This window comes from Streptomyces sp. NPDC037054, assembly GCF_055606745.1.
Map to the genome: position 1 here is coordinate 329389 of NZ_JBVJSJ010000005.1, position 16648 is coordinate 346036.

General features: G+C 69.3%; 17 protein-coding genes and 1 tRNA gene. 13 read left to right on the top strand and 5 right to left on the bottom strand.

Annotation, left to right across the window (positions count from 1 at the left end):
- Positions 1 to 52 precede the first annotated feature (52 nt).
- The gene (locus tag ACZ7D7_RS14930; RefSeq protein ID WP_470824833.1) at positions 53 to 1558 is read right to left on the bottom strand and encodes a potassium/proton antiporter; all 1506 of its coding nucleotides are present in this window, start codon (positions 1556 to 1558) and stop codon (positions 53 to 55) included.
- Between the two features lie 308 nt (positions 1559 to 1866).
- On the opposite strand from ACZ7D7_RS14930, the gene ACZ7D7_RS14935 reads away from it, so the two are divergent.
- Positions 1867 to 4704, top strand: a complete 2838-nt coding sequence (locus ACZ7D7_RS14935) for a penicillin acylase family protein (RefSeq protein WP_470824611.1) — start codon at positions 1867 to 1869, stop codon at positions 4702 to 4704.
- A 112-nt stretch (positions 4705 to 4816) separates the two neighbouring features.
- On the opposite strand, the gene ACZ7D7_RS14940 is transcribed toward ACZ7D7_RS14935, so the two are convergent.
- Positions 4817 to 5440, bottom strand: a complete 624-nt coding sequence (locus ACZ7D7_RS14940; RefSeq protein WP_470824612.1) for a 5-formyltetrahydrofolate cyclo-ligase — start codon at positions 5438 to 5440, stop codon at positions 4817 to 4819.
- 94 nt (positions 5441 to 5534) lie between these two features.
- Here ACZ7D7_RS14940 and galU point away from each other — a divergent pair, with 94 nt between their 5' ends.
- The 12 genes from galU to ACZ7D7_RS15000 all read left to right on the top strand — a co-directional run bounded on the left by galU (position 5535) and on the right by ACZ7D7_RS15000 (position 13394).
- Positions 5535 to 6437: a UTP--glucose-1-phosphate uridylyltransferase GalU gene (gene galU, locus ACZ7D7_RS14945; RefSeq protein ID WP_470824613.1), complete on the top strand. Its 903-nt coding sequence runs from the start codon at positions 5535 to 5537 to the stop codon at positions 6435 to 6437.
- A gap of 4 nt (positions 6438 to 6441) precedes the next feature.
- A complete protein-coding gene (glp, locus tag ACZ7D7_RS14950; RefSeq protein WP_470824614.1) occupies positions 6442 to 7773 on the top strand; it encodes a molybdotransferase-like divisome protein Glp in 1332 nt (443 codons plus the stop codon).
- Between the two features lie 84 nt (positions 7774 to 7857).
- The gene (gene moaC / locus ACZ7D7_RS14955) at positions 7858 to 8379 is read left to right on the top strand and encodes a cyclic pyranopterin monophosphate synthase MoaC (protein ID WP_470824616.1); all 522 of its coding nucleotides are present in this window, start codon (positions 7858 to 7860) and stop codon (positions 8377 to 8379) included.
- Positions 8376 to 8900 (top strand): MogA/MoaB family molybdenum cofactor biosynthesis protein, encoded by a 525-nt coding sequence (locus tag ACZ7D7_RS14960; protein ID WP_470824618.1) that lies wholly within the window; start codon positions 8376 to 8378, stop codon positions 8898 to 8900. The genes moaC and ACZ7D7_RS14960 overlap by 4 nt, the downstream gene beginning before the upstream one ends.
- Before the next feature lie 23 nt (positions 8901 to 8923).
- On the top strand, positions 8924 to 9553 hold the full coding sequence (locus ACZ7D7_RS14965; RefSeq protein ID WP_470824835.1) for a GNAT family N-acetyltransferase: 630 nt from the start codon (positions 8924 to 8926) through the stop codon (positions 9551 to 9553).
- Between the two features lie 172 nt (positions 9554 to 9725).
- Positions 9726 to 10994, top strand: a complete 1269-nt coding sequence (gene sepX / locus ACZ7D7_RS14970; RefSeq protein ID WP_470824619.1) for a divisome protein SepX/GlpR — start codon at positions 9726 to 9728, stop codon at positions 10992 to 10994.
- Between the two features lie 72 nt (positions 10995 to 11066).
- Positions 11067 to 11140: transfer RNA gene (locus ACZ7D7_RS14975), tRNA-Ala, on the top strand.
- Positions 11141 to 11254: 114 nt separating this feature from the next.
- Positions 11255 to 11875: a TetR/AcrR family transcriptional regulator gene (locus tag ACZ7D7_RS14980; RefSeq protein WP_470824621.1), complete on the top strand. Its 621-nt coding sequence runs from the start codon at positions 11255 to 11257 to the stop codon at positions 11873 to 11875.
- Positions 11826 to 12302, top strand: a complete 477-nt coding sequence (locus ACZ7D7_RS14985; RefSeq protein ID WP_470824622.1) for a DUF6463 family protein — start codon at positions 11826 to 11828, stop codon at positions 12300 to 12302. The genes ACZ7D7_RS14980 and ACZ7D7_RS14985 overlap by 50 nt, the downstream gene beginning before the upstream one ends.
- A gap of 165 nt (positions 12303 to 12467) precedes the next feature.
- Positions 12468 to 12695, top strand: coding sequence for a transposase (locus tag ACZ7D7_RS14990; RefSeq protein ID WP_470824624.1), 228 nt, complete (start codon positions 12468 to 12470; stop codon positions 12693 to 12695).
- Positions 12679 to 13089, top strand: a complete 411-nt coding sequence (locus ACZ7D7_RS14995) for an IS3 family transposase (RefSeq protein ID WP_470824626.1) — start codon at positions 12679 to 12681, stop codon at positions 13087 to 13089. The genes ACZ7D7_RS14990 and ACZ7D7_RS14995 overlap by 17 nt, the downstream gene beginning before the upstream one ends.
- 29 nt (positions 13090 to 13118) lie before the next feature.
- On the top strand, positions 13119 to 13394 hold the full coding sequence (locus ACZ7D7_RS15000; protein ID WP_470824627.1) for an integrase core domain-containing protein: 276 nt from the start codon (positions 13119 to 13121) through the stop codon (positions 13392 to 13394).
- Positions 13395 to 13651: 257 nt separating this feature from the next.
- Here the strand turns inward: ACZ7D7_RS15000 and ACZ7D7_RS15005 are convergent, their stop codons facing one another.
- The 3 genes from ACZ7D7_RS15005 to ACZ7D7_RS15015 are packed head-to-tail and all read right to left on the bottom strand — an operon-like array spanning position 13652 to position 16648.
- The gene (locus tag ACZ7D7_RS15005; RefSeq protein ID WP_470824628.1) at positions 13652 to 14251 is read right to left on the bottom strand and encodes a hypothetical protein; all 600 of its coding nucleotides are present in this window, start codon (positions 14249 to 14251) and stop codon (positions 13652 to 13654) included.
- Positions 14248 to 16176: an alpha/beta hydrolase gene (locus ACZ7D7_RS15010; RefSeq protein WP_470824630.1), complete on the bottom strand. Its 1929-nt coding sequence runs from the start codon at positions 16174 to 16176 to the stop codon at positions 14248 to 14250. The genes ACZ7D7_RS15005 and ACZ7D7_RS15010 overlap by 4 nt, the downstream gene beginning before the upstream one ends.
- Before the next feature lie 7 nt (positions 16177 to 16183).
- The gene (locus tag ACZ7D7_RS15015) at positions 16184 to 16648 is read right to left on the bottom strand and encodes a hypothetical protein (protein ID WP_470824631.1); all 465 of its coding nucleotides are present in this window, start codon (positions 16646 to 16648) and stop codon (positions 16184 to 16186) included.

Sequence of the window (16648 nt, forward strand, 5' to 3'; positions counted from 1 at the left end):
ACCGTCCGGGGTCCCGCCTGCGACAACAGGTGTGGCCGCACGCCTGGCGGTCTCAGCGTCCCGCGGCCCCGTTCGTGCCGAGCCAGCCCGCCAGCTTGCCGCCACGCCCCACCGCGCGCAGGCGGCGCTCCGCCGCGTCGCGGACCGGGTCGGTGGCGACGACGAGGAGTTCGTCGCCGCGTTGCAGCACGGTCGTCGGCAGCGGCACGAAGGACTGCCCGTCGCGCACCACGAGGGTGACGGCGGCGCCGGGCGGCAGCCGCAGTTCGCCCACCTCGACGCCGTGCATGCGGGAGGCCTTGGGGATCGAGAAGGACAGCAGGTGCCCGCGCAGGCGCTCCAGCGGCGCCGACTCGATGCCGAGGTCGGCGGCGGCCTCGGCGTCCTCGCCCAGGTGCAGCTTGCGGGCCAGCCACGGCAGCGTCGGGCCCTGGATCAGGGTGTAGACGACGACCAGCACGAACACGATGTTGAAGATGCGGCGGCTGCCGGCGACGCCCTCGACCATGGGGATCGTCGCCAGGATGATGGGGACGGCGCCGCGCAGCCCGGCCCAGGACATGAGGGCCTGCTCCTGCCAGGGCACCCGGAACGGCAGCAGGCCGAGGACGACGCCGAGCGGACGCGCCACCATGGTCAGCACCAGGCCGATGAGGAGCGCGGGCACGATGTCGTCGCCCAGTTCGTGCGGCGTGACCAGCAGGCCGAGCAGGACGAACATGCCGATCTGCGCGATCCAGCCCAGCCCCTCGGCGAAGCCGCGCGTGGCGGGCCAGTGCGGCAGTCGCGCGTTGCCCATCACCATGGCGGCGAGGTAGACGGCGAGGAAGCCGCTGCCGTGCGCGATGGCGCCGGCCGCGTAGGCCGAGACGGCGATGGCCATGACGGCGATCGGGTAGAGGCCGGAGGCGGGCAGGGCCACGTGCCGCAGGCCCCAGGAGCCGAGCCAGCCCACCGCGAGGCCGATCGCGGCGCCGATGGCCAGCTCCAGGAGGATCTCGCCGATCAGGACGTACCAGTGCTCGATCGGTCCCGCCATGGAGAAGGCGACGACCAGGATGACCACCGGGGCGTCGTTGAAGCCGGACTCGGCCTCCAGCGTGCCCGTCACGCGCGCGGGGAGGGGCACCTTGCGCAGCACCGAGAACACGGCCGCGGCGTCCGTCGAGGACACCACCGCCCCGATGATGAGCGCCTGGCGCCACTCCAGCCCGATCAGGTGATGCGCGGCGGTCGCCGTGATCCCGACGCTCACCGCGACGCCCACCAGCGCCAGCGCGGAGGCCGAGGGCAGCGCCGGTCTGATCTCCGACCACTTCGTGCCGAGACCGCCCTCGGCCAGGATCACGACGAGGGCGGCGTATCCGATGACCTGGGTGAGTTCGGCGTTGTCGAAGTGGATGCCCGCGATGCCGTCCTGGCCCATGGCGATGCCGATGGCCAGGTAGACGAGCAGGCTGGGGAGCCCGCTGCGCGAGGAGATCCGGACCGCTGCGACGGCGACGAGCAGGACGAGCGAGCAGACGAGCAGGAGCTGGTTGAGGTCGTGGACAGTCAGCGGCCGTTTCCTTCCTGGCTACGCGCACGGCTACGGGCACGGGCACGGCTACGGGCACGGATACGCGCACGCACGCGTGAGCACGTACATCGCACACGAAACCGCGGCGAACCGCGGTCAACTACTTCGTTACCTTACCTAACTCTTGACGATTTCTTGACACTCGCCGGTGGTGAGATCGAACGTTCGTCCGCGCCTGTTCCCGACTCCGCGTCAAGTGCCGGTGGGCCCTGCGCCTATCGTTGCTCCAGCGCTCAGTTAAAAGCACAGCCCGACCTGCCGCTCGCGTTAGGACAGCAAGGACAGCGATGCCCCCGAACACCACCGCCTCCACGGGTCAGCAGCCCGGCAAGTCCGGCAGGAAGAAGGGGCGCAGAGCCCGCCTGATCGTGCTCGTTCTGGTGCTGGCGCTCGTGGGCGGCGTCGCCTACGGCGCGTACTGGTCCATCAGCACGGTCCGCGCCTCCTTCCCGCAGACCAAGGGCTCGATCACCCTGGACGGCCTGTCGGGGCCGGTGGACGTCAAACGCGACGGCCACGGCATCCCGCAGATCTACGCCTCCTCCGAGACCGACCTGTTCATGGCGCAGGGCTACGTCCAGGCGCAGGACCGGTTCTACGAGATGGACGTGCGCCGCCACATGACGGCCGGCCGCCTCTCGGAGATGTTCGGCAAGGGCCAGGTCAGGAACGACGAGTTCCTGCGCACCCTCGGCTGGCACCGCGTCGCGCAGCGGGAGTACGACACCAAGCTGTCGGCGTCCACCAAGAAGTACCTCCAGGCCTACGCCGAGGGGGTCAACGCGTACCTGGCGGGCAAGGACGGCGCGGACCTGTCGCTGGAGTACGCGGCGCTCGGCTTCAGCAACGACTACAAGCCGGCGAAGTGGACCCCGGTCGACTCGATCGCCTGGCTGAAGGCGATGGCCTGGGACCTGCGCGGCAACATGCAGGACGAGATCGACCGCGCCCTGATGACCAGCCGCCTCGGCCCGAAGCAGATCGCCGACCTGTACCCCGGCTACCCGTACGGCCGGAACAAGGCGATCGTGCAGGAGGGCCAGTACGACGAGCTGACGGGGAGCTTCCAGCAGGGCGGCGGCTCGGGCTCGGGTACCGGCACCGGAACCGGCACGGGCGTCGGCACGGGCACGGGAACCGGTACGGGCACGGCGGGCGGCGCCGCGACGGGCGACCCCGCCACGGCCGGCTCCTCGGGCGCCTCCGGCGACTCCGCCGCGGACGGCCTGCAGAGCCAGCTCGGCGGCCTCTACGAGGTGCTGGACGACCTGCCCACCGCCGTCGGCGTCAACGGCAACGGCATCGGCTCCAACGCCTGGGTCGTCTCCGGCGCGCACACCATCACCGGCAAGCCGCTGCTCGCCAACGACCCGCACCTGTCGGCCTCGCTGCCGTCCGTCTGGTACCAGATGGGCCTGCACTGCCGCAGCGTCTCCGCCACGTGCCGCTACGACGTCTCCGGCTACACCTTCGCGGGCATGCCCGGCGTCGTCATCGGCCACAACCGGGACATCGCCTGGGGCATGACCAACTCGGGCGTCGACGTCACCGACCTCTACCTGCAGAAGATCACCGGCGACGGCTACCTGTACGACGGCAAGGTCCGCCCCTTCACCACGCGCGAGGAGACCATCAAGGTCGCCGGCGGCCCCGCCGAGAAGATCGTCGTCCGCGAGACCAACAACGGGCCCCTGCTGTCCGACCGCAACACCGACCTCGTGCGCGTCGGCAAGCGGGCCACCGTCGACACCGCGGCCCCCGACCGCGGCGACGGCTACGGAGTGGCGCTGCGCTGGACCGCGCTGGAGGCCGGCACCACCATGGACGCCGTCTTCGCGATGAACCGCGCCAAGGGCTGGAGCGACTTCCGCAAGGCCGCCGCCCTGTTCGAGGTGCCCTCGCAGAACCTCGTCTACGCCGACACCGACAACCACATCGGCTACACCCTGCCGGGCCGTATCCCGGTGCGCGCCGAGGGCCACGACGGCTCGATCCCGGCGCCCGGCTGGGACCCCGACTACCGCTGGACCGGGAAGTACATCGAGCAGGACGAACTGCCCTACGAGTACGACCCGGAGCGCGGCTACGTCGTCACCGCCAACCAGGCCGTGGTCGACGCGGAGGACTACCCGTACACGCTGACCAAGGACTGGGGCTACGGCACCCGCAGCCAGCGGATCACCGACCTGATCCAGGCCAAGACCAAGGACGGCGGCAAGCTCTCCACCGACGACATGCGCCAGATGCAGATGGACAACAGCAGCGAGATCGCCAAGCTGCTGGTGCCCCAGATGCTGAAGATCGACGTCGGCGACCCGGACGTCCGCGAGGCGCAGAAGCTGCTGGAGGGCTGGGACTACACCCAGGACGCCGACTCGGCGGCGGCCGCGTACTTCAACTCCGTGTGGCGCAACGTCCTCAAGCTCGCCTTCGGCAACAAGCTGCCCAAGGAGCTGCGGGTCAAGGGCCAGTGCCTGTGGGTGGAGCCGGTCAACACGACCGGTCCCGCCGACGAGGCCGAGAAGGTCCGCGAGTGCGGCCTGCGCGACGCCGACCAGGCGCAGCCGGACGGCGGCGACCGCTGGTTCGAGGTCGTGCGCGCGCTCATGGACGACGAGGACAGCGACTGGTGGCAGGCGTCGAAGGCGGGCACCCGGCCCGGCGCCGACAACCGCGACGAGCTGTTCAAGCGCGCGATGATCGACGCCCGTTGGGAGCTGACCGCCAAGCTCGGCAAGGACATCGACTCCTGGAGCTGGGGCCGGCTGCACCGCCTGTTCCTGAAGAACCAGACGCTGGGCACGGACGGCCCCGGCTTCCTCCAGTACGTCCTCAACCGCGGCCCCTGGAAGCTCAGCGGCGGCGAGGCGGCGGTCAACGCGACCGGCTGGAACGCGGCCGGCGGCTACGGCGTCGTGTGGGTGCCGTCGATGCGGATGGTGGTCAACCTCGGCGACCTCGACAAGTCGCGGTGGATCAACCTCACCGGCGCCTCCGGGCACGCCTACAGCTCCCACTACACCGACCAGACCGGCAAGTGGGCCGACGGCGACCTGCTGACGTGGCCCTTCTCGGACAAGGCGGTCCAGGACAGCACGAGCGACACACTGCTGCTCAAGCCGTGACCCGGGCCGCCGGTACCGGCTGACGAAAACGGCCTCCACGCGTACGCGTGGAGGCCGTTCGGCGTATGAGGGTCGCTTCGGCGTATGGGGCGTCCGCGCGCAGGGGGAGGCGTCAGGCCCCCGTTCGGAAGCGCCGTACCCCCGACGGCGTCACCACCGCGTGCACCGGCCGGTCGTGCGGCTCGGCGGGGACGCGCTCGACGACCTCCGTGTCGTACAGCAGCACCACCAGCGCCGGGTGCGCCCGCGCGCGCTCCAGCCGGGCCAGCACGCGGTCGTAGGAGCCGCCGCCGCGCCCCAGCCGCATCCCGCGCGCGTCGACCGCGAGGCCGGGCAGCAGCACGACGTCGGCGCCGGTCACCGCGTCCGGCCCGAGCCGCTCCCCGGCGGGCTCGTGGAGGGTCATCCGTCCGCCGCGCCGCACGCGCGCGAGGGCGCCCTCCGACTCGTACTCGCCCCAGTCCAGGTCGTTGTCGGGCAGCAGCACCGGCAGCAGGACGCGGACGCCCCGCGCGCGCAGCGCGTCCAGCAGCGCGAGCGTGCCGGGCTCGCCGCCCACGGACACGTACGCCGCCACCGTGCGCGCCTCGGACAGCTCGGGCAGCGCGAGCGCCCGTTCGGCCAGCGCCGCCGCGGATTTCCGTACGTCACCGGCCGTCAACCTGCTCCTCACCGCGAGGAACTCTCGCCGCAACGTTCGCTTGTCAGGCTCGTCCTCGCGCCTGCCGTGACTCATGGCTCGCTCCCGTACCGTTCGAATTGCTCCCATACGGGAGCCAAGCAACCGGACCCGCGAATTCCGCACAAAGGCACCGGTTAAGGTGGCGGGCATGACTCAGTCGCACCCCAGGATCAGCAAGGCTGTCATCCCCGCAGCAGGCCTCGGCACCCGGTTCCTGCCGGCCACCAAGGCCACTCCCAAGGAGATGCTGCCGGTCGTGGACAAGCCGGCGATCCAGTACGTGGTCGAGGAGGCCGTCGCCGCGGGTCTCGACGACGTCCTCATGGTGACGGGCCGCAACAAGCGCCCCCTTGAGGACCACTTCGACCGCAACTACGAACTCGAGTCGGCCCTGGAGAAGAAGGGCGACGCCGAACGCCTCGCCAAGGTCCAGGAGTCCAGCGACCTCGCCACGATGCACTACGTCCGCCAGGGCGACCCCAAGGGCCTCGGCCACGCGGTGCTGTGCGCGGCGCCGCACGTCGGCAACGAACCCTTCGCCGTCCTCCTCGGCGACGACCTGATCGACCCCCGCGACCCGCTGCTGCGGCGCATGGTGGAGGTCCAGGAGCAGCGCGGCGGCAGCGTCGTCGCGCTCATGGAGGTCGCCCCCGAGCAGGTCCACCTCTACGGCTGCGCCGCCGTCGAGGCCACCGAGGACGGCGACGTCGTCAAGGTCACCGGCCTGGTCGAGAAGCCCGACCCGGCGGACGCCCCCTCCAACTACGCGGTCATCGGCCGCTACGTCCTCGACCCGCACGTCTTCGACATACTGCGCAAGACCGAGCCCGGCCGCGGCGGCGAGATCCAGCTCACCGACGCCCTCCAGCAGCTCGCGGCCGACGAGAAGGTCGGCGGCCCGGTGCACGGCGTCGTCTTCGAGGGCCGCCGCTACGACACCGGCGACCGCGGCGACTATCTGCGTGCCATTGTCAGACTCGCGTGCGAACGTGAAGACCTGGGCCCGGACTTCCGGACCTGGCTTCGCAGTTACGTAGCCGAGGAGATGTAGCACGTTGAGCAGCGCCGCGCCCCGAGCCATCGGCCAGGACCAGGACCACCTCTGGTCGGTGGACGAGCACCTGGAGGACATCCTCGCGACCGTCCGCCCCCTCGAACCCATCGAGCTGAACCTCCTCGACGCCCTCGGCTGCGTCCTCGTCGAGGACATCACGGTGCCGGTCTCCCTGCCGCCGTTCGACAACAGCTCCATGGACGGGTACGCGGTACGGGTCGCCGATGTCGCGGGCGCGAGCGAGGAGTTCCCGGCCGTCCTGGAGGTCGTCGGCGACGTCGCGGCGGGCCAGGCCGACCTGCTGCACGTCGGGCCCGGCCAGGCCGCCCGCATCATGACCGGCGCCCCGCTGCCGCCCGGCGCGGAGACCGTCGTGCCCGTCGAGTGGACCGACGGCGGCCTCGGCGAGGGCCCCGGCGTGTCCGGCATGCGCGCGAGCAGCCTCGCCCCCGAGGGCGCCACCGGCCAGGTGCGGATCTACCGCCCGGCGGCGGCACGCGCGCACGTGCGCGCCAAGGGCAGCGACGTCCGCGCGGGCGACCGCGCCCTGGAGGCCGGCACCGTCCTCGGCCCGCCCCAGATCGGACTGCTCGCCGCGATCGGCCGTGGCACGGTCCGGGTCCGCCCGCGCCCCCGCGTGGTCGTGATGTCCACCGGCAGCGAACTTGTCCAGCCCGACGAGGACCTGCGCAGCGGCCAGATCTACGACTCCAACAGCTTCGCCCTCACCGCCGCCGCCCGCGACGCCGGCGCCATCGCCTACCGCGTGGGCGCCGTCGCCGACGACGCCGACACCCTGCGCTCCACCATCGAGGACCAACTGGTCCGCGCCGACCTGATGGTGACCACGGGCGGCGTCAGCGTCGGCGCCTACGACGTCGTCAAGGAGGCGCTGTCGTCCGTCGGCGACGAGGACGAGCCCGGCAGCGGCGTCGAGTTCCGCAAGCTCGCCATGCAGCCCGGCAAGCCCCAGGGCTTCGGCTCCATCGGCCCCGACCACACCCCGCTCCTCGCCCTGCCGGGCAACCCGGTGTCGTCGTACGTCTCCTTCGAGCTGTTCGTCCGCCCCGCGATCCGCACCCTCATGGGCCTCACCGACGTCCACCGGCCGCGCACGCGCGCGAAGCTGAACACGGGCAAGGCGCTGACCTCGCCGAGGGGCCGCCGCCAGTTCCTGCGCGGCAGCTACGCCGACGGCACCGTGACGCCGGTCGGCGGCGCGGGCTCCCACCTGGTCGCCGCCCTCGCGCACGCCGACGCGCTGATCGTCGTCCCCGAGGACGCCGAGTCGGTCGAGCCCGGCGCCGACGTCGAGGTGATCCTGCTCGGCTGAGCGCCCGGGGTTGGCGGTACCGTGTCGCGCACAACAGGCCCGCGCGCCGCACCGCGCAGGGCCCGGACCTGGAGCGCCACGATCATGACTGTGCCTTCCCGGGGCGACGCCCCCGGCCCCTCCGACCAGGACCGGCAGGACCGGCTGACGCACATCGACGAGGCGGGCGCCGCCCGCATGGTCGACGTGTCCGGCAAGGACGTCACCGCGCGCACCGCCCGCGCCTCCGGCCGCGTCCTGGTCTCGCCCCGCGTGGTGGAACTGCTGCGCGGCGAGGGCGTACCCAAGGGCGACGCCCTGGCCACGGCGCGGATCGCGGGCATCATGGGCGCCAAACGCACCCCCGACCTGATCCCGCTGTGTCACCCGCTGGCGCTGTCCGGTGTGAAACTGGACCTGTCGGTCGCGGACGACGCCGTGGAGATCCTCGCCACGGTGCGGACCACCGACCGCACGGGCGTCGAGATGGAGGCGCTCACCGCGGTCTCGGTCGCCGCGCTCACCGTGATCGACATGGTGAAGGCGGTCGACAAGGGAGCGGTCATCACGGACGTGCGCGTGGAGGAGAAGACGGGCGGCAAGTCGGGCGACTGGAGCCGGTCATGACCCACGAGGCGGGTGCCGTCGGGGCGTCGTACCGCGCGCTGGTGGTCACGGCCTCCAACCGGGCCGCCGCCGGTGTCTACGAGGACAGGGGCGGCCCGCTGATCGCCGAGGGCCTGACGCGCTTCGGGTTCGCGGTCGACGGCCCGCAGGTGGTGCCTGACGGCGACCCCGTGGAGGTGGCCCTGCGCGCCGCCGTCGAGGCCGGTTACGACGTCGTCGTCACCACCGGCGGCACGGGCATCTCGCCCACCGACCGCACGCCGGAGGCGACCCGCCGGGTGATCGACCGGGAGGTGCCGGGCATCGCCGAGGCCATCAGGGCGTACGGCCGGGACAAGGTGCCGACCGCGGCGCTGTCCCGGGGCCTGGCCGGAGTGGCGGGCGGCACGCTGATCGTGAACCTGCCCGGTTCCACGGGCGGGGTGAAGGACGGCCTGGCCGTCCTGGAGCCCCTGCTGATCCACGCCGTGGACCAGATCCGCGGCGGCGACCACCCCAGACCTGGTGGGGGTGCCAGCTGAAAAGCCCATCCTGGCCCGTCGAGCTGGTGGACGGCGACATCGTCCTCCGGCCGATAAAGATGCGCGACCAGCGGGCCTGGCGCGAGGTCAACCGGCGCAATCGCGACTGGCTGCGGCCGTGGGAGGCGACCATACCGCCGCCCACGCCGGGCGGTCCGTTCACGCACCGGCCGACCTACCGCCAGATGGTCCGGCACCTGCGTTCGGAGGCGAACGCGGGCCGGATGCTGCCGTTCGTCATCGAGTACCAGGGGCGGCTCGTCGGCCAGCTGACGGTCGCCGGGATCACCTGGGGCTCGATGTGCTCGGGCCACGTCGGGTACTGGGTGGACGAGGCGGTGGCCGGCCGCGGGGTGATGCCGACGTCCGTGGCGCTGGTCGTGGACCACTGTTTCCGCACCGTCGGACTGCACCGCGTCGAGGTCTGCATTCGCCCCGAGAACGCGCCCAGCCGCCGGGTCGTGGAGAAACTCGGATTCCGCGAGGAGGGCCTGCGTCCGCGTTATCTCCACATCGACGGGGCCTGGCGGGACCATCTCGTCTTCGCCCTCACGGCGGAAGAGGTGCCCGAAGGGCTGCTCAGGCGCTGGCACCGCACACGCTCGCGGAACGAGCCGCGCAACCCGGGAATCACGCACCGACCCGGTAATTGAATAAACGTTCGAAATTGATCGGTGGATGACAGGCTCGGGGCGCCGAATTCGCGCCTCGGGCCATCCGCTGATCGTACTGCTCACAAAAAATGTTCGAAATATCAGCCAGATCGTGCGACACACCGGCGCAATTGGCGGATGGCCTCACGCAAACCCCTCTACCGTGTGAGGCGTGAGCAGCAGCGGCCTCATCTACGCAGTCATCGTCGGGGCCTGGGCCGCCTACTTGGTGCCCATGTGGCTCCGTAGGCAGGACGAGCTGAACGAGGCCCGTCCTACGGAACGCTTCAGCACGGCCATCCGGTTGCTGTCCGGACGGGCCGCCATGGAGCGCCGATACGCCAAGGACCTGCGGGCGCGCTCCACCGACGAGGTGGAGTACGACGTCGAGGACCCGGACGCCGTCACCGACTCGGTGGACGTCCGGGCCTTCGCCGTGTCCAAAACGCGCCCCCAGACCCAGGTGCCCGTCGCCCCGCCCGCCTCCGAGCGGCCGGAACCGGCCACCGCCGCCCCGGACCGGGCGCGCGTCCCGGCAGCCCGCCGCGAGCCGTCGCCCCAGACGGCACAGGCAGCACAGGCAGCGCAGGCGGCACAGGCGGCCGCAGCGCGTGCCCGGCGCTCGAAGGTGCTCGCGCGCCGCCGGCGTACGACGGTCGTGCTGTTCCTCGCCTTCACCCTCGGCGCGATCGTCGCCGCCGTCGGCGGGCTCACCTTCCTGTGGGCGCCCGGCGTGCCCGCGGTGCTGCTCAGCGGCTACATCGCCTACCTGCGCTCGCAGGAGCGGCGCCGCTTCACGTACCAGATGGACCGCCGCCGGGCCGAGGCCGCCGCGCAGCGGCTGCGCGAGCGGCACCGCCAGCCGCGCCGCCGCGCCGCCGCCGAGCCCGTGGCCGACGAACCGGAAGAGGGACCGGCGCCCGAGCCGGACCCCGGTCTGTCGGCGCTCGCTGCCGACCGCCGGGCGCTCGTCGAGCAGACCGACCACGCCGAGTGGGTCGACCAGCAGCGCGAGCGGCAGCGGCTGCCCGGGCAGGGCGAGAGCTGGGACCCGGTCCCGGTGCCGCTGCCGACGTACGTGACCGCGCCGGTCGCGCCGCGCGCCACGGCCGACGTGGACCTGACGGGTCCGGACGCCTGGAGCTCGGCACGGTCGAGCGCCGTCGCCCGGGACCCGGAAGGCGACGCGGCGGCCGACGCGGTGGCCGACGCCACCGCCGAGTCGGAGAAGCCGGGCGCCGCCGAGCCCCGCAGCGGATCCGCCGCGGGGTCCCGCACCGATTCCCGCGCCGAGTCCCGAACGGACGATCGCGCCGGCGAGGCCGGCGGCCGCAGTGACGCCCGCCGGGCCGCGTCCGCCCGCCGGGCCCGGGAGCGGGGCCGGACGCCGCTGTTCGACCAGTACGAGGACGGGGGCCGGCCGCGCGCCGCCAACGAGTAGGCGTCCGCCCCGTCCTCGGGGAACGGATTTCCAAGCACCCCGATCGGGGTGCTAAAGTTCCACTCGTTGCAAGGGCCTGTGGCGCAGTCCGGTAGCGCACCTCGTTCGCATCGAGGGGGCCAGGGGTTCAAATCCCCTCAGGTCCACCGCAACAACTGCCAGGAGCAGTTGGGGAAATCCCGTCCGATCGAAAGATCGGGCGGGATTTTCGCGTTTCCCAGCCCCGTGCTCCATACCATACGGTATGGTACGGTCGAGGTATGGCGAGCAAGCGGGACTGGCTGGAGGCAGGGCTCAGGATTCTGGGCGACGAGGGCGCGCCCGCGCTCACCGTGGAGCGGCTGACCGCGCTCCTCGGGCTGACCAAGGGGTCCTTCTACCACCACTTCAAGGGCATGTCCGGCTTCAAGGCCGACCTCCTCGCGCACTACGAGAGCGAGCACACCAGCCGCTACATCGCCGAGGTTGAGGGCGCAGGCGGCACCGCGTGGGGCAGGCTGCACCGGCTGATGGACCTCGTCCTGGACGACAAGGGCGGCAGCGACCGCCTCGAGACCGCCATGCGCGCCTGGGCGCTCCAGGACGCCGACGCGCGCGCGGTCCAGGAGCGCGTCGACGGGACACGCGTCGGCTACCTCACGTCGCTCGTCCACGACCTCGGCGCCACGGACACGGAGGCGGGCGCCGGGGCGGACGCCGGACCGCTCGCCCGGCTGCTGTACCTCCTGCTGGTGGGGGCCCAGCAGGTACTCCCGCCCGTGCCCGCCGAGGACCTGCGGGAGATCTACGGACTGGCGCTGCGGCTGGCGCCACCGGAGGAAGGGGCACCACATGACGGAACAGATACAGACGCAGGCGCAGGTGCGGGCACCGCGGACTAGCGCGGCGGCCCGCTGGACGCCCAGGCTCATCATCGCGACCGCCGCGCTGCACTTCGTCTGGGCGTTCGCCCAGCCCAACGCCTGGTCGGCGATCGCCGGTGACGGCTTCGTGCGCACCGCCGTCGACACCGGCGCCGCCGACTACTTCGAGCGCGAGGCCAGCATCTGGTTCATGGCCAGCGGCATCGCGCTGCTCGCCCTGGGTACGCTCGCGGGCCACGTGCTGCGGGCCACGGGCCGCCTGCCCGCCCAAGTCGGCTGGTACCTGCTGGCCCTAGGGGTGCCGCTGAGCGTCATCTACTTCCCGGTCACGGGCAGTTGGGCCCTGCTCGCGATCGGCGTGCTCGCCCTCGTCGCCGCACGGCGGGGGAACCGCCCGGGCCAGAAGTCCGCGAGTGGCAGTAGGTGGCTGGCTTCGAGTGAGTAGGAACCCGGTGGCCGACATCTGGCAGGTCGGCCAGGACGTGAGCTTCGCTGTCGCCGAGACCTTGCGGCGAATCCGGGACAAGCATTTTCGTTGAGCTGACCCGGATTTTGTAGCGGCCCTGAAGCCAGGCATGCCCGCCTCGGCAGATGGGAGAACACAGGTCCGGTGCCTGCACCACGGGAGTACCCCGACGCGCTGCGTGAGCGAGCGATCCGCGAGGTTCAGACCTCGGGCTGTCCGGTTGCGCACGTCGCCCGGGATCTGGGCATCCACAAGGAAGCCCTGCGGCAATGGGTCCGTCAGGCCGGGGCCGACCTGGGCGACCGGCCCGACCTGCTCAGCACGGCCGAAAGCGTGAACTCGCCTAACTCCGCAAGTGGAACGCGGAGTTGAGAAAGGCGAACGAGATTGCGAGACCTACGGTGCCCGCAGGATCCACCGCCAGCTGCGACGCGAGGGAGTCACCGCAGGTCGCTACACCATCGAACGCCTCATGCGCGAGGGCGGCCTTGAAGGCGTCATCCGTGGCCGGCGACGTCGCACAACGGTGCCCGAGCCGACCGCCCCGCGCCCGCCGGAGCTGGTCAACCGGCTCTTCACCGCGAGACGGCCGAACCAGCTCTGGGTAGCTGACCTGACCTATGTCCGGACCTGGTCCGGCTGGGTCTATGCCGCGTTTGTCCTGGATGCGTACTCACGGACGATCGTGGGATGGCAGACCGTAACCCACATGCGCACCGATCTCCCGCTGGGACGCCCTGGAGATAGCGCTGTGGCGCCGGGGTAACAAGAAGGGATCGGGCCTGATTCACCACAGTGATCGCGGCAGCCAATACGTTCGATCCGCTGCAGCGAACGACTGATGGACGTCGGCGCGGCCTGCGTCGGTGGGCTCCGTACGACAACGTCATGGCCGAGGCACTCAACGGCACCTTCAAGGCCGAACTGATCGAACACCAAGGCCCCCTGGCGGATGCTGACCAGGCCGAACGCTCCGTCGTGCAGTGGGTCGGCTGGTGCAACACCGAACGCCTGCACTCCGCACTCGACTACCTCCCACCCGAGGAGTTCGAGGCGGCCTACTACCTTTGATCAATCCGAACGCCGCCTGAAACGCACACGATTGGCCGCTACGAAACTCGGGGCAGCTCACTTCACCGCTGAGGAGCTGGTTTGAGGCCTTGCTGAACGGGCTCGGTGGGTGGTGGCGAAGGGCGGCATTGTGGATCTGTCGAGGAGGCGTCACCGCCTCCATGATCGCCGTTCGGCCCACGCAGTCACCGGCAGTGCGACCGAACACAGGGACACGCTGAAGAAACGGCTTGTGGCCAGCCTGTCATTGGTGACTCTCAATCTCCCGGCGTTGACGGCGAGGCAGAAGGGAGGGGAGCGGTTGATGACCAGAAACCTGAGTGAGCATTGGGTCGTGGGATGGGATAATCATAGTCAGGCCCGTTGGCCGGAGTTGTGGGATCGGTGACATCGGATGGCTCGACGCATGGGGAGTCGACTGAAAAGACAACCTGTCCTGCACCGCCGACAACGACGGAAATGCCGAACCCGGCCGACGACTGAGCGAAAATTGCTGGGAATTTTTCACTCTTGTTCACGGACTTGATCCGGTAACCGCTTTTCTCCCAGAAACGCTGTACGACTCCCAGGAAGTTGCCCCGGCGCTCTTTGGAGATTATCGTCATCACTGTGCGTGAGCGAGACACGTCACAGCTTCCCTTGGAAGTACCACTGTGTGTCCACTGAACTTCCGGCTTGACTGCCTTCAAAGTTGCATCGAGCATCGAATCTGCGTGCTCGGCTGCCTGTTGCATGTTCATAGCTGTCCTGCGGCTCTCCTCTGAACCCTGGCTTTGAGTACTGGATGAAGTGTCGCAGCCGACCAGTGCTACGAAGCTTATGGCGAGGGTGAGCAATGTGTGTGATTTCTTGCTCACCGAGGTCGCTCCATCTGAATCTGATCAGAATTTCCCGATACGATCAAAGCGATATTGGTGGCGGACACTTTGTCCTTCTCCGGGTTGAAGTAATTTGAGTGAGCAGGTGTTGGGCCTTCTCCATCGATGAAGGGTCGTGGCCCGTCGTCGACCTCAAAACGACGAGCGCCGAAGTCCTTGCTGGCTGGATCGGTTCCGAACCAGATCTCACTCGGGTCGGTCTGAGCGTCTTGCGCCTCGTGCCCCGCGATTCCACCCACAACGGCACCCGAAACTCCGCCGACCAACCCGCCGATGGGGCCACCCATTCCCAGCCCCAATACCAGGCCCGCAGATCCTCCGCCCGCAGCCCCCGATCCCATCCCTCCAGCCTCGTGCTGATTGGGAAGCTTCGTGACTGGGTCGTTTTCCGCTGCTCCTACGAAGACGTGCTCCTTTCCCACATTGAGGTCCGTTGCGTGGTCAGCTCCCGTTCCTGGGCTGCCGATCAAAATGATGTCGTCGGCGCCGGGGATTCCGCCTTGCTGCTGGGCTGCCTGGCCCACAGTCAGCGATCCGTAGGAGTGACCGATTGCGGTGATATGTGGATCATCGTTTTGGTTCGTCGCCGCAATTCCCGCCATGAATTGATTGTAAGGCGGGGAGCCTGCTTTGGCGTGATCCATGCTCGTCACGTCTGCGTTGTTCAGGAATTCAGAGGCGGGAAGCTGGGGAGCGTCGTACCCCAGCCACACAATTGAAGCCGAGGAGGAATTGTAGACCTGTGCCTCGATTGCCGTGTCACGCGCTCTTTTCAAGTCGTTCGCGGCGAAGTCCGAATCGAGGGATGTTCCTAGGCCAGGCACGTATGCGGATACATTCCTTGAGGCGTCAGGATTACCATAGCTGACGATGGCCCGTCCGTTTCCCTCGTCCCCGATGCCGAGTAGATACATGGGTGGAATTTTAGGGTCAGGGTTTCGCAGTTGTTGATCGATCGATACGAGCCCAGCCAGCATCGTTCTGGATTTCTCGTCGTCCTGAACGGATAGTTTTCCTATGAGGAGCTGCAGGTTTTCTCGGTTGGCCTCGTCCCGGACCGATGCTGGTATGCCGTCCAAATTTCCGATCACATCAGGGTGCAGTGCCAGGTATTCGTCCCGCTGTTCCTGGGTGAGCTGGTCCCACCATTCCTTGCGGGCGGCGGGGGAATCATTGAAGGGGATTTCGTCTTTCAAGTAATCTGCCGCAGCCTTGCCAACAGCTGTGGAGTCGGCGGCGGCGTCGGCCCAAGTCCTTGCGTTGACTGTCAGTCCGGGAGCTGCTTTGAGCTTGCTGAGCGCCTGTTGGTACCGTTCATCGATCTCGGTGGCCTCGCGCAGTGCGTGGGCGATGCGGTCCGCGATGTCCTGGGCACTCGCCGAGTGTGGATTGCCACGGTGAGGGTCGATGTCGCGATTTCCCGTGCCCAGTGTGTACAACCCGTTGGTGTCGGGGCCGGCTAATCCTCTGTTGCTGGGGACTAGCATCCCGTTGTTTCCCGCGGCCGTGCCGCCGGGAAACTTGTCCCCGGTCAGCTCGTTCTTGCCATCGGCGGGAAATGTGACATCGCCGCTCGCGCTGACCGGGTAACCGAGGGCTGCCGCATCCTCAAGCGCCTCGATCAGGCGACGTCTGGGAGCTGAGATTTCTGATGCGAAGCCGTTGAGGGATCCGCTGATCAGGCCGCACTCAACTTGGGCGTAGTGGAAGTTCTCCGAAAGCTTCTTCAACTGCTTTTGCGCCGCATCCGCAGCTTCGCCTTCGTTGGCCTTCTGCATGGCTGAGGAGATCTGTTTGTCAACGCGTTCCCTGGCCGCGTCGGCCATGTTGCTGACTGCACGGTATCCGTCGGCTGCCTCTGCGTACTCGGACGGGTCGAGGGTTTTGAGCGTCTTGACGTCCATCCTTTGATCACTGTCCCCTACTGCCGACAGGGGACGTTTCTTCGGGGCCGATCCTCAGTTTGGCGATCTCTGCCTTGATGGCCTCGTCAGTCCGGAGTTGGTCGCTGCCGGTCTTATGCAGGACGCCGGCCAGTCCTGAACACAGCTCGCTGATGTCCTTCAGCCGACGCTCCCAAGAGGCGTAGACGCCCTTCTGGGCTGAGGCTGTCAGGCACCCGGACCGCCTGCCGAGGCCTGTCTGGCCGTCCTCCAGCTTCGTCAACGCCTTGCCGAGGCTGTCGTGCAGGTCGCTGACGCCTTCCCCTGCTTTTGACCAGGCAGACTTGTCTGACCTCATGACGCCTGACGGGGGGCCGTAGACGTCTCCCGTGCTGGTGCCGCCCCGATCGGCCGGTAGCTGATTGAGTTGCATGTGCGCGGATTGCCGGTCAACTGCCGCTGCCTTGACCTGCTCCCACTCCTCCCACGCCAC

Bases quoted from the DNA above. Each gene is read 5' to 3' on its own strand.
- ACZ7D7_RS15010 (WP_470824630.1), bottom strand. From the start codon at position 16,176: ATGGACGTCAAGACGCTCAAAACCCTCGACCCGTCCGAGTACGCAGAG.
- ACZ7D7_RS14985 (WP_470824622.1), top strand. From the start codon at position 11,826: ATGACGGAACAGATACAGACGCAGGCGCAGGTGCGGGCACCGCGGACT.
- ACZ7D7_RS14980 (WP_470824621.1), top strand. From the start codon at position 11,255: ATGGCGAGCAAGCGGGACTGGCTGGAGGCAGGGCTCAGGATTCTGGGC.
- ACZ7D7_RS14940 (WP_470824612.1), bottom strand. From the start codon at position 5,440: ATGAGTCACGGCAGGCGCGAGGACGAGCCTGACAAGCGAACGTTGCGG.
- ACZ7D7_RS14960 (WP_470824618.1), top strand. From the start codon at position 8,376: ATGACCCACGAGGCGGGTGCCGTCGGGGCGTCGTACCGCGCGCTGGTG.
- galU (WP_470824613.1), top strand. From the start codon at position 5,535: ATGACTCAGTCGCACCCCAGGATCAGCAAGGCTGTCATCCCCGCAGCA.
- moaC (WP_470824616.1), top strand. From the start codon at position 7,858: ATGACTGTGCCTTCCCGGGGCGACGCCCCCGGCCCCTCCGACCAGGAC.
- ACZ7D7_RS14935 (WP_470824611.1), top strand. From the start codon at position 1,867: ATGCCCCCGAACACCACCGCCTCCACGGGTCAGCAGCCCGGCAAGTCC.